The sequence below is a fragment of the Ectothiorhodospira shaposhnikovii genome (assembly GCF_047222355.1).
Lineage (GTDB): Bacteria > Pseudomonadota > Gammaproteobacteria > Ectothiorhodospirales > Ectothiorhodospiraceae > Ectothiorhodospira.
The window spans coordinates 632,152-647,236 of the sequence record NZ_CP178333.1 but is presented as its reverse complement, the minus strand read 5'-3'; the positions used below and the strand labels follow the sequence as shown (position 1 = coordinate 647,236).

General features: G+C 63.2%; 12 protein-coding genes. 7 read left to right on the top strand and 5 right to left on the bottom strand.

Translation table 11 applies throughout. The features are described from left to right. Positions 1 to 15: 15 nt before the first annotated feature. On the top strand, positions 16 to 936 hold the full coding sequence (lpxL, locus tag ACLF6L_RS02830; RefSeq protein ID WP_238617350.1) for an LpxL/LpxP family Kdo(2)-lipid IV(A) lauroyl/palmitoleoyl acyltransferase: 921 nt from the start codon (positions 16 to 18) through the stop codon (positions 934 to 936). Here lpxL and ACLF6L_RS02825 read toward each other — a convergent pair. The 3 genes from ACLF6L_RS02825 to ACLF6L_RS02815 are packed head-to-tail and all read right to left on the bottom strand — an operon-like array spanning position 930 to position 4,559. Next, complete coding sequence (locus ACLF6L_RS02825; protein ID WP_412852333.1) at positions 930 to 2,429, bottom strand: ArnT family glycosyltransferase; 1,500 nt, start codon at positions 2,427 to 2,429, stop codon at positions 930 to 932. The genes lpxL and ACLF6L_RS02825 overlap by 7 nt on opposite strands. Continuing rightward, positions 2,422 to 3,507, bottom strand: coding sequence for a glycosyltransferase family 4 protein (locus tag ACLF6L_RS02820; RefSeq protein ID WP_412852332.1), 1,086 nt, complete (start codon positions 3,505 to 3,507; stop codon positions 2,422 to 2,424). The genes ACLF6L_RS02825 and ACLF6L_RS02820 overlap by 8 nt, the downstream gene beginning before the upstream one ends. Next, on the bottom strand, positions 3,507 to 4,559 hold the full coding sequence (locus ACLF6L_RS02815) for a glycosyltransferase family 9 protein (RefSeq protein ID WP_412852331.1): 1,053 nt from the start codon (positions 4,557 to 4,559) through the stop codon (positions 3,507 to 3,509). Before ACLF6L_RS02815 ends, ACLF6L_RS02820 begins: the two co-directional genes overlap by 1 nt. A gap of 728 nt (positions 4,560 to 5,287) precedes the next feature. Between ACLF6L_RS02815 and ACLF6L_RS02810 the strand changes: the two genes are divergently transcribed. The 6 genes from ACLF6L_RS02810 (at position 5,288) to ACLF6L_RS02785 (ending at position 11,700) form a co-directional block, all read left to right on the top strand. Then, positions 5,288 to 6,409, top strand: a complete 1,122-nt coding sequence (locus tag ACLF6L_RS02810) for a glycosyltransferase (RefSeq protein WP_412852330.1) — start codon at positions 5,288 to 5,290, stop codon at positions 6,407 to 6,409. A 127-nt stretch (positions 6,410 to 6,536) separates the two neighbouring features. Next, complete coding sequence (locus ACLF6L_RS02805) at positions 6,537 to 7,478, top strand: stealth family protein (protein ID WP_412852329.1); 942 nt, start codon at positions 6,537 to 6,539, stop codon at positions 7,476 to 7,478. A gap of 344 nt (positions 7,479 to 7,822) precedes the next feature. Further along, on the top strand, positions 7,823 to 8,758 hold the full coding sequence (locus tag ACLF6L_RS02800; protein ID WP_412852328.1) for a glycosyltransferase family 2 protein: 936 nt from the start codon (positions 7,823 to 7,825) through the stop codon (positions 8,756 to 8,758). Beyond that, positions 8,755 to 9,867, top strand: coding sequence for a glycosyltransferase (locus ACLF6L_RS02795; protein WP_412852327.1), 1,113 nt, complete (start codon positions 8,755 to 8,757; stop codon positions 9,865 to 9,867). The genes ACLF6L_RS02800 and ACLF6L_RS02795 overlap by 4 nt, the downstream gene beginning before the upstream one ends. Beyond that, positions 9,864 to 10,985, top strand: a complete 1,122-nt coding sequence (locus tag ACLF6L_RS02790; RefSeq protein ID WP_412852326.1) for a glycosyltransferase — start codon at positions 9,864 to 9,866, stop codon at positions 10,983 to 10,985. Before ACLF6L_RS02795 ends, ACLF6L_RS02790 begins: the two co-directional genes overlap by 4 nt. A 58-nt stretch (positions 10,986 to 11,043) precedes the next feature. Then, on the top strand, positions 11,044 to 11,700 hold the full coding sequence (locus ACLF6L_RS02785) for a sulfotransferase family 2 domain-containing protein (RefSeq protein ID WP_412852325.1): 657 nt from the start codon (positions 11,044 to 11,046) through the stop codon (positions 11,698 to 11,700). A gap of 17 nt (positions 11,701 to 11,717) precedes the next feature. Here the strand turns inward: ACLF6L_RS02785 and ACLF6L_RS02780 are convergent, their stop codons facing one another. Together ACLF6L_RS02780 and ACLF6L_RS02775 are read right to left on the bottom strand one after the other, a co-directional pair. After that, positions 11,718 to 13,949 (bottom strand): glycosyltransferase, encoded by a 2,232-nt coding sequence (locus ACLF6L_RS02780; protein ID WP_200173187.1) that lies wholly within the window; start codon positions 13,947 to 13,949, stop codon positions 11,718 to 11,720. After that, the gene (locus tag ACLF6L_RS02775) at positions 13,936 to 15,015 is read right to left on the bottom strand and encodes a lysylphosphatidylglycerol synthase transmembrane domain-containing protein (protein WP_200173189.1); all 1,080 of its coding nucleotides are present in this window, start codon (positions 15,013 to 15,015) and stop codon (positions 13,936 to 13,938) included. The genes ACLF6L_RS02780 and ACLF6L_RS02775 overlap by 14 nt, the downstream gene beginning before the upstream one ends. Positions 15,016 to 15,085 lie beyond the last annotated feature (70 nt).

Below are 15,085 nucleotides of genomic sequence, written 5' to 3'. Positions count from 1 at the left end.
TCCGCAGACATCCCCATGGCCCGAAAACAGTCCCCCTCCCGCCTGTACCACCCTGTCCACTGGCCCATGTGGCTGGGCGTGGCCCTGTTCCGCACCCTGGTCCGGGTGCTGCCCTGGCACTGGCAGATCCGGACCGGCGAGACCCTGGGCGCCCTGCTCTACCCGCTGGCCCGGCGGCGGCGGCGGATCGCCGAGGTCAATGTCGGGCTGTGTTTTCCCGACCTGGACCCGGCGACGCAAAAGGCCCTGGTCAAGGCCCATTTTCGCGCCATGGGCGCGGGCATCTTCGAGACGCCCCTGAGCTGGTGGGGCAGCGACCGGGCGCTTGAGGGACTGGCCCGTATCGAAGGCCTGGAACACCTGCAACGGACACTGGCAAAAGGCAAGGGGGCACTGCTGCTATCGGCTCACTTCACCACCCTGGAACTGGCGGGACGCCTGCTCTGCGCCCATCAGGACTTTGCCGTCATGTACCGCCCCCACGAAAATCCGGTGATGGAACACTGCTTCCGGCAGAACCGGCAGACCCATTATCTGCGGGCCATCCGCCGCGACCAGGCCCGGGACGCCATCCGCGTCCTGAAGCAGGGCCAGGCCCTGTGGTACGCCCCGGACCAGGCCTTCAAGAACGGCAACGCGGTGATCGTCCCCTTCTTCGGTGTCCCCGCCGCCACCAATCCGGCCACCGCCCGCCTGGCGAAGATCAGCGGCGCCCCGGTCATCCCCTTCTTCGGCTACCGCCTGCCCGGCCGACAGGGCTACCGACTGGTGATCGGCGAGCCCCTTGAAGACTTCCCCGGAGAGGATCCGGCCCAGGACGCCCGACGCATCAACGCCGTCATCGAGGCGGCCATCCGGGTGGCGCCGGAACAGTATTTCTGGACCCACCGGCGCTTCAAGTACAAGCGCGGCTGGGGATTACCGAAATACTATTGAGCACTCACCCGGCAATCCCCCTCCAGCACCCCCGGCAACACCACCACGCCCATCACCGGGCCTGCCCCGGCACCGGATGCCAGCCACCGGGGCATCAGGTCCCCGGTGGACAGGCCCAGTTCCGCCGTGAGCCAGTCCCCAAGCCGACCGGGGATCTGTCGCTGTCGGTCCGCATCCCAGGCCACCAGCAGATCATCACCGGGTCTGCACCGCAGCCCGCCGGGATTCACCCCCGGGATCACGGCCTGACTCCGGGGCAGGCGAAAACGCAGATTGCCCGCCACAAAGGCCCGATCTCCCACGATCAGACCCTGGCTGAAGCCCAGATCCCGGATCTCGCTCACCCGCTCGTCAAAGGGGTAGACATGCCGATGCTGGGACTCCAGCACCGGCCAGGTCTGCACCCGCCAGGCCATCACCACCAGCACCAGCACGGGCACCAGCAGACAGACCGAAAGATACGCCCGCACCCGGGCACGGGTCAGGGCCGCCGTGCCCATCATGGCGAACACGAACAGGGGAAAGACCAGCAGCAGGGGCAGCATCCAGCGGTCCTTGAAGTGGGACACCCCCAGCAGGGCCATCAGCACCAGCAGAGCCAACAGGATCCAGAGGTAGCGGTGGATGGGAAAGGCCGCCGGACCGCCCCGGCGCTTGAGCAGGGCACGGAAAAAATCCCGCCGGAACACCGCCCCCATGACCAGCAGCAGCAATGCCAGGAAGCCCAGTACCGCCAGCACCAGGGAACCCAGCCCGGACCAGGGCCAGAATCCGCCCCCGAAATCCAGCTTGTCCAGGGACTGAGTGCCCAGATCCCGGCTGTGCCAGACCCACAGGGCGTGGGGCATGATCACCAGCAACGCCACCAGGGCACTCCACAGGATGCGCGGATGCAGCAGCAGGGACCGTCCCCGGGCACAGCTCAGCAGGGCCAGCCCGGCGGCGGCGGCGAACACCAGAAAGTTGTACTTGGACAAAACCCCCAGCCCGAACAGCAGGCCGATCAGCAGGTAATGCCCCACATGGGGCCGGTCCAGCCAACGCAGCATCGCGTAAAAGGATGCGGCCGCCACCGTGGTCACCATCACCGAATGGGTCAGATCCCGCTGGGATTCCCAGGCCACCTGGGGAACCAGGAACAAGGACAAGGTGGCCAGCACCGCCAGTCGGACATCCCCCAACAGACGCCGGGCGGAGAGGAACACGAACAGCCAGGTGAGAAAAAGCAGGGTGTTCTTGACCAGGCTCAGGGCCCACAGGTCCATGCCCAACACCCGGAACGCCGCGGCCTGCAGCCAGGCATAGAGGGGTGGCTGCCCGGAATACCCGGCCAGCCACCACTGGGTCACAATGACCTGCTCGGCCTCGTCCAGCTCCAGCACCGCGGACCCGGTGGCGCGGACGATCACGTGGAGGGTGAAATAGACCCCCAACCCCAACAGCAGCCAGAAGCCCCAGTGTCGGTGTGGTTCTCCCATTGTGCCTTTATCCATGCACCAGTTCCTGATAAACCGCCAGATTCCCGGCCACCATGGCCTCCACGGAGAACCGCGCCGCCACCCGACGGCGACCGGCCTCCCCCAGGCGCCGCAGGGCAGAGCGATCCCCCAGCAGATCAATTACCGCCCGCGCCAGGGCCGGGGCATCCCCCGGCGGCACCAGCACACCGGCCTCGTCATCGCCGATGATCTCGGGCACGCCGCCCGCCCGGGTCCCCACCAGGGGCACCCCCGCGGCGGCGGCCTGCAGCAGGGAGACCCCCAGCCCCTCCATGTCCGCCGGATGCACCACCAGATCCAGACAGGGCAGGATGCGTTCCAGGTCATCCCGGAACCCCATCAGACGCACCTGCCCCGCCAGCCCCATATCCTCGATCCGCGCCCTGAGCTGGGCTTCCAGCGGCCCCTGACCGAATAGCAGCAGCCGCACCTCGGGATGGGCCGCCAGGATCGCCGGCGCCGCCGTCAGCAGATGACGATGCCCCTTGCGGGTAATCAACTGGGCAATCACCCCCACCGCCCGCTCGCCGGGCGCAAGGCCGCAGGCGGCCTGGAACCCTTCCCGGTCACACGCCCCCTGCCAGGCATTCATATCCACCGCGCTGGGCACGCAGACCACCCGTTCAGGGGACACGCCTTCCGCCAGCAGCACTTGCCGGATCGCTTCCGAGATGGTGATGACCCGGTCGAACAGACGGTACTTCAACCGCGCCCACGGGGCCGGCTCCGGATTATCCACCCGCCGGGACAGCACCACCGGCACCCCGACCCGCCGGGCCGCGATCCCCCCCAGCACATCCGCGCCGCGACGACTGTGCAGATGCACCAGATCCGGCCGGGTCTCCCGGATCACGCGCTTCAAGCGACCCACGAAGCCCAGATCCAGATCCCCTCCCATGGGCACCTCATGGACCGCCTCGCAAAACACCGCCGAGGCCCCGGCAATGGCCGCCCCCGAAGGGCACACCAGCACATTGGCGACCCCCCGGGCCGACAGCCCTTCCAGCAGGTAACGGACCTGCAGCGCGCCGCCATACAGATGGCGGCCGGTCTCCACATGCAGGATACGCATCAGGACGACTCCTTGATCGGCGTTGTCGGCAACAACCGCTCCACCTCTGTCATGACTTCATCCACCGAGATGCCCGTCAGGCAATCAAAACGCCCGTCGCAAGTGGGATTGCGTCGGCAAGGGGCACAGGGCAGGTCGTGGTAGATCACCACGGTGTTGTCCCGCCCGGTGTCCAGGTAGGGACAGGTGGACCCGAACAGGGCCACCGTGGGGACGTCGAAGGCCGGTCCCATGTGGGTCAGCCCCGTGTCCACCCCCACCAGCAGCCCGGCCCGGCGGATCACGGCCGCTGCCTGGGTCAGGGAGGTCTGCCCCACCCGGTTGTCCACCGCCGCGCCGGCCAGGGCCTGAATCCTGTCGGCGGCCTCCCGGTCATCGGGACCCCCCAACAACACCATAGGCTGTCCCCTCGCCTGATGAATGCGCCGGGCCAGTTCCGCCCAGGCGGCCTCCACCCAGTGTTTCTGTGGCCGGGTGGTGAACGGGCAGCCCACCACATAACCCCGGGCACTCTGGGCCTCGGACACCCGGCACCCCACGGCCTCATCCTCCGGGCGCAGCCCCACCTGCATGAAGAAGGCACCCGGCTCAAGCCCCAGCGCCTGGGCCAGATACCGGTATTCCGAACCGATGCGACGGGGGTCGCCGCCCCGGGGCACCACCCGGGTCATGAACACCCTGCTGCCCTCCCGGGACCCCAATCCCACCCGCTCCCGCGCCCCCGACAGGCGGGTGAGCAGACCGCTTTTCAAAAGCCCCTGCAGATCCACTGCCATATCGTAAGGCTCGGCCCGCAGTTCCCGGACAAATCGGACCACCTCCCGCCCCAGACGGATCCACCGCAAGCGGCGGAACAGGGAGCGCCACTGAGCCTTGGGCCAGACCACCACCCGGTCCACCTGGGGATGCCGGGACACCAGTCCCGCCACCTGGGGCTCCACCAACCAAGTGATGCGCACATCGGGCCAGGCGGCGCGGAACACGGCCGGCAACGGCGAGGCCATTACCACGTCGCCGATGGCGGAGAGACGAATGATCAGCAGGGACTGCATCGAAGATTCCAAAATGGGAGCGACGGCATTTTACCCCAGCCGCGGGGATGGTGTTTTCCCGGGGTGGCGTGCCGACAAGGGGGGGCGAGGATTGTGCTACGATCCTCACAGGCGCCCTGAGCACACTATTCCGGTGGATTACGTCGCGTCATTTGAATGACGTCCCACCGTTTGAATGACGTCTCGTCATTCCCGCGAAAGCGGGAATCCAGTCACGGACCATTCCCCTCGGCTTCCGCATACGCGAAAGTAACGGAAAGGACCCGCCCAAGGTCAACCACCCACGCTTTTTGAACATGTCCCATGGCAAACAGACTCAGGCAAATGGAGATGAGCGTGGACTTCAACGGCTACATCTGGCTGTTCGAGTTCAAGGTGGTAGAACAGGGCCCGAGGGCAAGGCCCTGTAACAACTCAGTGACCGGGGCTATGCGGACATGGTATCGAGGCCGGGGCAAGCCCATTCACTTGGTGGGGGTTTGAGTTTTCCAGGGAGCGAAGGCAAGTGGTGGGTATTCGAGGGGAGGAATGCCTCACTCATGGAATGCAGTCACAAATCGGGTAAAAATATCGGGTCCGGTTCCGGACATGAATGCACAAGTTGCAGGCACGGTAAAGATAACGCATCAGGATTTCCCTCCTTGCCCCCTGTCAGCGGACACGGACTATAATGGCCACCGGCTTCGCGACTCCCTCCCTGCATGCATCCCCAGGCATCTACAATTACCTTGTTCTCTACCGACCTGAACGGCGGCATCGGGCGCAACCTGTTGAATCTGGCCAGTGCCTTCAACGACATGGGCATCCACTGCCGGGTCCTGCTGGAAAGGTCGGAAGGCCCCTATCTGAAGCAGATCGGGCAATACGCCAGGATCGACACCCTGCCCACCACCCATGCCTTGCTGGGAGTTCCCGCGCTGGCCCGATACCTCGGGCGGCACCGTCCCGACGCTATCCTCACACCCAACACCCGGCTCACGGTGCTGAGCCTGCGGGCCAGACGCCTCTCCGGCCACCCCTGTCGGATTGCCGTCAACGTCCACAACACCTATTCCCGCACCTTCAACCGCTTGCCCACTCACAAACGAGATCGGCGCATACGGCGCATCGCCACCCACTACGTCCGGACCGATGCCATCATCGCCGTCTCGCGCGGGGTTGCCGATGACCTTGCCGAACTCACCGGCCTGGCGCGATCCAGCATCCAGGTCATCTACAACCCGGTCATCACTCCGTCCCTGGCGAACATGGCACACGCCGACGCCCCGGAACCCTGGCTCGACGACGGCGGGCCAATGGTCATACTTGCGGTGGGACGTCTGGAACCCCAGAAAGGGTTCATAACCCTGATCGAAGCCTTCGAACAGGTCTGCCGGCAACGCCCCTGTCGCCTGCTGATAATGGGCGAGGGCAGTGAACGCGACGCCCTGACCCGACGCATCCAGGCCTCGCCCGCACGGGCCGACATCAGGCTCCCGGGCAACACCGACAACCCTTATGCCTACATGGCCAAGGCAAAACTGCTGGTGCTCAGTTCCAATTGGGAAGGCTTCGGCAACGTACTGGTGGAAGCCATGGCCTGCGGCACCCCGGTGGTGGCCACCGACTGCCCTCACGGTCCACGCGAAATCCTTGAGGAAGGCCGCTTGGGCCCTCTGGTCCCCGTGAACGATCCGACCGCCCTGGCAACGGCCATGGTCCATGCCCTGGACACGCCGACCGTTGCCGACGTCCTGCAAGCGGCAGCCCAGGCCTACCGCAGCGACAGGATCGCCAGGGCCTATTTGGAACAATTGCTGCCCCATAAATACCGGGGCATCATCACATCGACCGGCAAGGAACCGGAATGACACAGTGGCTCTCCCGACTTCCCGCGGGCCTGCAGGCAAGACGCAGCCTCAGACTGAAGCTTCCGCCCCGAAGTATCCTCTATCCGAAAACACGATCGGAGTGTCCAGGCCATGAGGGTGCCGTCTGATGGTGGACGCGGTCATCACCTGGGTGGATGGGGCGGACCCGGCGCATCGCGCAAAACGGGAGTGGTGGCTGGCGGAAATGGAGGGGCACGAAGCGCAACCCCACCCCGGCACGGCGAATACCCGGTGGGACTCCCGGTTCGAGTTGTATTACTGCATCCGCCTGATCCGTCGGAATGCCCCGTGGATCCGGCGGATCTTCCTTGTCACGGATGATCAGTGCCCCAAATGGCTCACGGAAGATGAGGCCCGGCACTACAACGTGGTACTGGTCGATCACAAGACCATCTTTGCCGGGCATGAACAGGTTCTGCCCACATTCAATTCGACAACCATCGAGACGATGCTCCATCGCATACCCGGATTGTCCGAGCGTTATCTCTATTTTAACGACGATATATTCCTGTTGCGACCAATCCGGGAGCAAGACTATTTCGACGACAACGGTGCGCGATGGCGGGGGCGGTTTCAGGAACGCTACACGGTCAAGAAACTGCTCCAACTTCTCCGCTGGATCACCAATACACCAAAGCGTGATGGCTATGTGGGTGTGCGTGGTGAACAGTCCATCCTTGGTAGGAAACGCATGTTCATGCTAGCACATGCACCCTACCCGTTCGTTCTGGATTTTACTCGGGACATGATCGAGCATGACGATCGGATAGAGAGGAACATCGTCCATCGATTTCGCTGCAGGGAGGTGTTCTTCCCGGCGGCTTTGGTGGCCAATGCCGGTTTTTTGCAAGACCGGGCCACAAAGGGGCCGAATGACTGGGAGTACATCCATGCTCACCACGGCGAGGACGAAATCCTACAACGCATCGAACTCTGCCGTAGGAATGAGAGGGTCAAATCGCTTTGTGTTCAGTCACTGGACATGATGCCAGTTCCCCTCCAGAAACAGATCGAAACACTCTTGCGCGAATGCCTGCAAGAGAGCTGAGCGAAGGTGTTGCGCTAGCGCATGTGATGCCGGGTTTCCAAGCTCCTGCGCCACTGGCCCAACTTCTGGAAATTCTGACACGACCGGGACAATTGATCCCAGTGGCCATGGGTAACCACTTGGACCCGATCCAGCATGTGGATGTGATCACAGGATTCCAAAATGGTGAGTCGGTTTACGACAAGAACTATCACCTGCTTGAAAGAGATTCGGTGTGTGAGACCCGATACCCCAAGCTTACCAGGAGTCTCAGCACCGCGATCTGTCTCGCCTACATCACCCGTTGCTTCCGATCTTACTTTTCAGATAATGCCTAGAGCCGCACCTGCCAAAGACCTATAAATATGGCCCCAACAAAAACTCATCCCGACTTCAGCATATTCATACCAACCTATAATCGCGCCCACACTTTGGCAAGGACTTTAAAAAGCATTCAGGACTCAACCTACAATAATCTTGAAGTCATCATCATTGATGACGGATCCCAAGATAACACCATAGACCTGGTGAAAACCTGGCAGGTAACTGCCCCCTTTCCCATCACCTACGCATGGCAAGAAAACCAGGGCAAGCATGCCGCTCATAACCATGCTCTCAAACTGGCGCGTGGAAAGCTTTTCATCACCCTCGATTCTGATGATTCGCTATTACCTGATGCCCTGAAGCAGCTCTGGAAATACTGGGAAAATATCCCACAGGAAAGTCGGGAAAAATTTGCGGGTGTCGCGGGAATCTGCCTGGATGAAGAGGGCAGATTATCCGGGGACCCCTATCCGAAAGATTTCATGGATTCAAATTATCTGGATATATTCCGTCATTACCGAATGAATGGTGAGCGCAGGGAAGCACTAAGGGTTGAGGTGCTCAGAAAATATCCCTATCCCAGATTTCCCGGCGAGCGTCATATGCGCCCGACTCTTATATTGCGCCGCATGGCTCATGAATACATGATTCGCTTCACTAACACTCCAGTACAGATCAACCGCCATGCGCCGGATGGCATCAGCGCAAACAGATTCAATTATCGTTTTCGCAATCCCCAAGGATTCACGCTGTATTACCAGGAAGAAATCACTTTACACAGAGAGCATCATTTACCAAAGCAACTGTTCCGTCTCCATATTCAGTACCTTCGCTTTGCCCTTCACGCCCGTATCCCAATTGACGAACAAAAATGCCATTGCTGGAAACGACACTGGTGGTACATGGCACTACCCAAAGCCACCAGCTTGTACATTCTGGACATACTCAAGGCCAAGATACGGGGAATCAGACGATGATCCCGGGCTCCCCATCCCGAAAATTGGCGGTATTCCTCGCCACCTCCGGCCACAGCGGGGTGGACCGCATCATGGGCAACCTGCTACCGGCCCTGGTGGATCAGGGGTTGTCGGTGGACCTGCTCACCCTTGAGGGTCATGGTCCCCATCTGCCCAATCCCCCGCCGGGCCTACGGATCGTGCCCCTGGGCCGCGCCCACGTGAGCACGTCCCTGCCGGCCCTGGTGGGCTATCTGCGGCGGCACCAACCCACGGTACTGCTCACCGACAAGGACCGAGTCAATCGCACCGCCATCCTGGCCCGTGCCCTGGCGGGTGTGGATACCCGGGTGTATGTGCGGGTGGGCACGACCGTCTCCGTCAATCTGGCGGATCGCAAGCCACTGGAACGATGGCGGCAACGGCTCTCTATCCGTCATCTGTATCCCCGGGCCGACGGGGTGCTGGTCCCCTCTCACGGTTGCGCAGAGGATCTGCGACAGATTTCAGGTCAGCGAATCACCCGCCTGCAGGTGGTGCCCAGCCCCATCATCCGTGACGATCTGGAATCGCTGGCCGCCGATCCGACTGCGCTGCCCGTGGACATGGACAGTGGCGATCCCTGGGTGGTGGCCATCGGAGAACTGTCCCGACGCAAGGATTACGCCACTTTGCTACGGGCCTTTGCCCTGGTGCTGAAACGGCGCCCGGCCCGGCTGGTGATTCTGGGCGAGGGCCGGGAAAGGTCAGCCCTGGAGACACTGGCTCGGGATCTCGGCATCGCCGACCGGGTGAGTCTGCCCGGGTTCGTGGGCAATCCATATGCCTGCCTGAGCCGGGCGAGGGTCTTTGCCCATGCCTCCCGCTGGGAAGGCATGCCGGTGGCACTGATCGAGGCCATGGCCCTGGGCATCCCGGTGGTATCCACCGATTGCCCCAGCGGTCCCCGGGAGGTGTTGGACGGAGGACGCCTGGGCAGACTGGTGGATGTGGGGGATGCACAGGCCATGGCAACGGGCATTTGTCATTGCCTGGATCATCCCGCAGACCCGCAGACCCTGAAAAGTGCGGTGACCCGATATCGGGTGGCCGATAGCGCCAGGGCGTACCGGGAGGCCATGGGACTGTGAAACGCGATCTCTCCCTGCCTCATCTGGCCATTCTCATCTCCCTCTCCGGCGAGGGCGGCGTCGAACGCATGGTGCTGAACCTGGTCCGGGAACTGGCGGGCATGGGCCTATCCATTGATCTGGTACTGATCCGGGAGGAAAGCCGGCATCTGCAGGCGCTGCCGGAGAACGTCAACATCATCCGCCTGGGCACCCGCCACAGCGCCCTGAGCATCGCCCCCCTGGCCCGCTACCTGCGGGAACACCGCCCGGTCCTGCTGTTAGCCGCCAAGGATCGGGCCGGTCGGGCGGCGCTCAAGGCCCGACGGCTGGCCGGCGTGGACACTCGCGTCTTTATCCGCCTGGGCACCACCCTGTCGGAGGCACTGGAGGGGCGTTCGGGATTGCGAAAGTGGATGCGTTACCGCCCCATGCGTCGGCTCTATCCCCTGGCGGACGGCATCATTGCGGTGTCCCGGGGTGTGGCCGATGATGTGCGCGGGATTACCGGCCTGCCCGAAGAGAAGGTGCATGTGGTGCGCAATCCGGTGATCACCCCCGACCTGGAAACCCTGGCCGCCGAGCCCGCCCCTCATCCCTGGCTGGAGGATGGGGGTGATCCGGTGATCATCGGCATGGGGCGACTCACCCGGCAAAAAGACTTTCCCACCCTGCTGCGGGCCTTTGCCGGGATGCAGGCGCGTCGGACGGCGCGCCTGATCATCCTGGGGGAAGGCGGGGATCGGGAAGCCCTGACGGCCCTGAGCCGTTCACTGGGTGTGGCGGATCGGGTAATGATGCCCGGTTTTGCCGCCAACCCCTATGCCTGGCTGAGTCGAGCGCGCCTGTTCGTGCTGTCGTCGGCCTGGGAAGGTTCTCCCAACGCCCTCACCGAGGCCATGGCACTGGGGCTGCCGGTGGTGTCCACGGATTGTCGCAGCGGACCGCGGGAGATCCTGCGGGACGGGCGATACGGGCCGTTGGTGCCGGTGGCGGATGTGACCGCCCTGGAGGACGCCATGGTCAGGACGCTGGAAGCGCCGTTGCCGGCCGATGAGATGCGGGCGGCAGTGGCGGAATATCGGGCACAGGTGAGTGCCGAGCGCTATCTGGCGGTCATGGGGCTGGAGGCGCCTTGAGCGCAACGGCAACAGACTTTTTCATAATTTCAGACACAAACCCGGACTTTCATTCCCCATGCTTCTGTCCCTGAAACACAACTTCCTGTTCGTCCACATCGCCAAGACGGGCGGCACCAGCGTGCGGGCGACCCTGTCGAAATACCGCTATCAGGGTCCCTGGGGCGTGCCCATGTTCCTCGCCAACAAGCTGGACCAGATCTCCGGGCATCGCATCGGCGCCAAGTTTCCCCGTCATGCCAAGGCCATTGCCGCCCGGGAAATGCTGCCGGCAGAGCTCTATGACGGGCTGTTCAAGTTCGTGTTCGTGCGCAACCCCTGGGACCTGCAGGTGAGCTCATTCTTTCATATCCGCAAGGAACGGCCCCATGTGCTGGAAGGGGTGGAGACCTTCGAGCAATTTGTCAGGCTGAAATTCGATCCGGAGCGCCCCTGGAACTACATGCTGGACACGTCACGGGAACTGCAGCGGGATTATGTGGTGGATCTGCGGGGGAACCGGATCGTGGACTTCATCGGCCATTACGAGTCCCTGCAGGAGGATTTCGACACCATCTGCGACCGCATCGGCATCCCCCGGGTCGCCCTGCCCCATCGGCGCAAGGCGGAGGGGCGGGACGACTTCCGTCGCTACTACACCGACGAGACGGCCCGGATGGTGGGGGAACACTACCGGGAGGATATCGAGATGTTCGGCTACCGGTTCGATGGCTGAATACGGGCAGTTTTCCCTCAGGCCACATTGCGCCGGCGCTCCGCCAGCATGATCAGGCGCCGGTAGAACAGGGCAACGTCCTCGCTGATGCGGTCCACGTCGTACTGGCGGGCAAACCGGCGGGCCTGGGCCGACAGCCGGGCCCGCAGCACCGAGTCCTCCAGTAGCGCCTGCAACCGCCCACCCCATTCAGCGGGATGCTCGCCGGTCTTGTAGCCGTTGATGTCGTTCTGCACCACGTCGTCGATCCCGCTGGAGCGCAACGCCACCACCGGCAGACCGGCGGCCATGGCCTCCAGGATCACCATGCCCTGGGTCTCCGCCTGGGAGGCAAAGACGAAGACATCGGCCAGATGGTAGTAATCGGCCACCGCGCCGGGGGGCACGGCGCCCACCAGGGTCACGGTGTCCGACAGGCCCAGTTCCCGGCAGCGCTGCTCCAGATGGCCCCGCTCGGGTCCTTCTCCGATGATCAGGAGGCGGAAGGGGATCGTCGAATGGCGGCGCACCCAGGCCACGCCCTGAAGCAGGAAATCAATGTTCTTCTCCTTGCTCAGGCGGGACACGGTCACCAGCAGCAATTCATCCGCCGGGGCATGGCGGCGGCGCAGCCGGTCCACCCGGTCTTTGTCCACCGTCTGCAGGGCCTTCACATCCACGCCGGTGGGCTTCACCAGGATCTGTGAACGCACCCCGATCACGTGCAGATATTCTTCCGCGGACAGGGTGGGCACGATCACGCCGTCGCACTTGCTGCCGAACCGTTCCACCAGGTAGTGGGAAATGAGGTTCCTGAACAGCATCCCCGGCACCGGCACATAGTGGGCGAAATGCTCCAGGCGGGTATGGTAGGTGTAGACCACGGGCACCTTCAGCCTCCGCCCCAGCCACAACCCCAGGGACCCCAGCCAGAAGGGATGGTGGACATGGATGATGTCCGGTCTGAAGGCCCTCGCTTCACGGAACAGCCGGGGCGACAGGAGATTGGCCAGCCGGAAAGATCCGCCCTCGCCCCAGGCCAGCAACGTCGATACCCGCAGCACCCGGGGGTCCGTCTCCACCCCCTCCCCGTAGCGGGGGGCCACCACCCTCACCAGGGCACCGCCCCGGGTCAGGCCGTCCACCAGGCGCTGAATGGAGATGGGCACCCCGCCGATGAAGGGCAGATAATTATTGGTGAACATCATCACCCGCGGAGGCCGGGTGGCGGGAGGCACATCCTCTAGCTCGAAATCCCGGTAGTAATTTTTCTCCACGAAGATGGCCCGGTAGAGCCGGATCGCCACCAGGATCACCACGCACACCAGCAGCAGGAAATTGACATAGCCCACATAGAACAGGGAATGGATGATGAACCAGAGGTTTTCCAGCAGGCGCAGGGCCTGGTTCTGCACCGGGTCCACGGGGACCGCCCTGATGTCCACCCCTTCGGGCCCCACATCCACCCGCACGAAATGGTGGTAGCTGGCTTCGTCGCCGGACAACAGGCCGCCGCCGCCCCCGGTCACCACGAACTGGGTGCCATCACGGAACCGGCGGTCATAGACGGGCAGCGAAGCCGAAAACACCGCATCCACCCCATAGCGCTCGAACAGGCGCAACAGGTCCGACCTGAACGCCGGGTGTTCGGAGAGATTGAAGGCGTCGGGGTCGTGCATGATCTGCTCGGGCAGGACGGGCTCGCCCAGGAAGACGAACAGGTGCCGCACCGTCCGCGACAAACTCTCCAGTTCCCCTTCCAGCCAGCGCCGCTGCCAGGAATGGGGGGTCTTGCCGGTCACGTCCAGGAAGATGAAACCGGCCTCGCCCACGGAAAAGGAGAAAAAGTAGGGGCCGAAGTAGTCATAGAAACGGAAACTGCCGAACTCACTGTGTTCGGCCTCGCCGAAGGTCAGCAGATAGGGGATCTGTAACCGCCCCAGGGTGCCGTACAGGGCCTGGTAGTTGTCTTCTCCGCCGCCGCCGACCGCATTGCCCGCCGAAATCATGAACTGTAGATCGGAACGATTGAGTACGGGGATCATGCGCCGCTCGAACAATCCGATGGAGTTGTTGATGTTTCCCACCACGGCGAAGCTGAAGGCCTCCCGCCCGGCCAGGGTGGCCTCGATTCGCTCCAGTTGCTCCACGTGAAGGGCCTCGAAACCGGCCTTGAAAAAACTCAGATAGAGCTTGTAGCCCACCAGCAGGATGAGCAGGCACAGAACGATGAAAAAGGCGATGCCGAGGGTGCGCTTACGTGGGTTCACGGCGGGAAAGATCCTTGCGGAACAGGTGCAGCAGATCCCGGTGAAGGATGACCAAACCGACGATCATGCCCAGATAGATGGTGAGAAAGCGCCAGGCCAGAACCACCAGCAGCAGGTGCCCACCCGCCACCAGTCCGGAAAAAAAGTGCCCGAAACTGCCTTCGGCGATCCCCGACGCCCCCGGCGTGGGGGCGAAGTAGCTGATGAATGTGGTCACCACTTGAATGGCCAGCACCTGAAGGTAGTCCACGTCGTAACCCAGGGCATGGAGCAGGATGACGGGAAACGAAAACAGCACCACCAGAAAGACCAGGGTGCTGAACACCGCCATCAGGGGAAAACGGTGGCCTCGCGCCAGAAAGCCCCGGAAACCATGGCGCAGGCGGATCAGTTCGCGGCGCATCCGGTAGTGCCAGCGCCGCTGTCCGGCCGGCTGGATGAGACCACCGGTCGCCAGTAGTCCCAGCAGGGCATCCAGGGGGCGGGCCAGCAGCCGGGTGTGAAAAATGCAGATCCACAGGAAGCCCAGGTAGAGGAAGATGAACACCCCCAGGGCAAGGGCCAGTGCAGTGCTCCAGGCCACCTTGTCGGCCACCGAGGGGACCGCCATCAGGACCAGGGGAACCGCCGCAAAGATCATCACCATGGCCAGGGTGGTACGGATGGTGGTGGCGGCGGTGGCGGTACCCAGAGGCATGCCCGCCTGCCGCAGATACAGTACCTGCACAAAGCCCCCGCCGGTGGCCAGGGGCGTGATATTGGAGACAAAAAGGTTCACGAATACCAGGCGGGTCATGCACCCGAACCCCGGCCGGTAACCCAGGGCGCGAACGGTGAAATAGAGCCGCAGGCCATCGGTCAAAAAGTATAAAAACAGCAAAAGCGTGCAAAAGGCCAGGATCTGCGGGGAAAACAGCCGGGGATCCAGCTGTACGGGGGTATCGTCGAAAAGGAGGTAGACCAGCCCGGCCCCGGCCAGGGTGAAGAGGATGAACAGGGAGGCAAAGGCCCGCAGACGCCGCTTTTCAAAGAGGCGGGACAGGCGATCAAGAGGGGGTGCGGACATGGCGGCATCCAGATGGCTACGCGGTCTCCTTCCTCCCGGCGGGAGAAGGGTGACAGGCACCGTTTCTCCA

Excerpts from the sequence above, each read along its gene's own strand:
- lpxL (WP_238617350.1), top strand. The coding sequence starts at position 16 with ATGGCCCGAAAACAGTCCCCCTCCCGCCTGTACCACCCTGTCCACTGG.
- ACLF6L_RS02825 (WP_412852333.1), bottom strand. The coding sequence starts at position 2,429 with ATGGATAAAGGCACAATGGGAGAACCACACCGACACTGGGGCTTCTGG.
- ACLF6L_RS02820 (WP_412852332.1), bottom strand. The coding sequence starts at position 3,507 with ATGCGTATCCTGCATGTGGAGACCGGCCGCCATCTGTATGGCGGCGCG.
- ACLF6L_RS02815 (WP_412852331.1), bottom strand. The coding sequence starts at position 4,559 with ATGCAGTCCCTGCTGATCATTCGTCTCTCCGCCATCGGCGACGTGGTA.
- ACLF6L_RS02805 (WP_412852329.1), top strand. The coding sequence starts at position 6,537 with ATGGTGGACGCGGTCATCACCTGGGTGGATGGGGCGGACCCGGCGCAT.
- ACLF6L_RS02800 (WP_412852328.1), top strand. The coding sequence starts at position 7,823 with ATGGCCCCAACAAAAACTCATCCCGACTTCAGCATATTCATACCAACC.
- ACLF6L_RS02795 (WP_412852327.1), top strand. The coding sequence starts at position 8,755 with ATGATCCCGGGCTCCCCATCCCGAAAATTGGCGGTATTCCTCGCCACC.
- ACLF6L_RS02785 (WP_412852325.1), top strand. The coding sequence starts at position 11,044 with ATGCTTCTGTCCCTGAAACACAACTTCCTGTTCGTCCACATCGCCAAG.
- ACLF6L_RS02775 (WP_200173189.1), bottom strand. The coding sequence starts at position 15,015 with ATGTCCGCACCCCCTCTTGATCGCCTGTCCCGCCTCTTTGAAAAGCGG.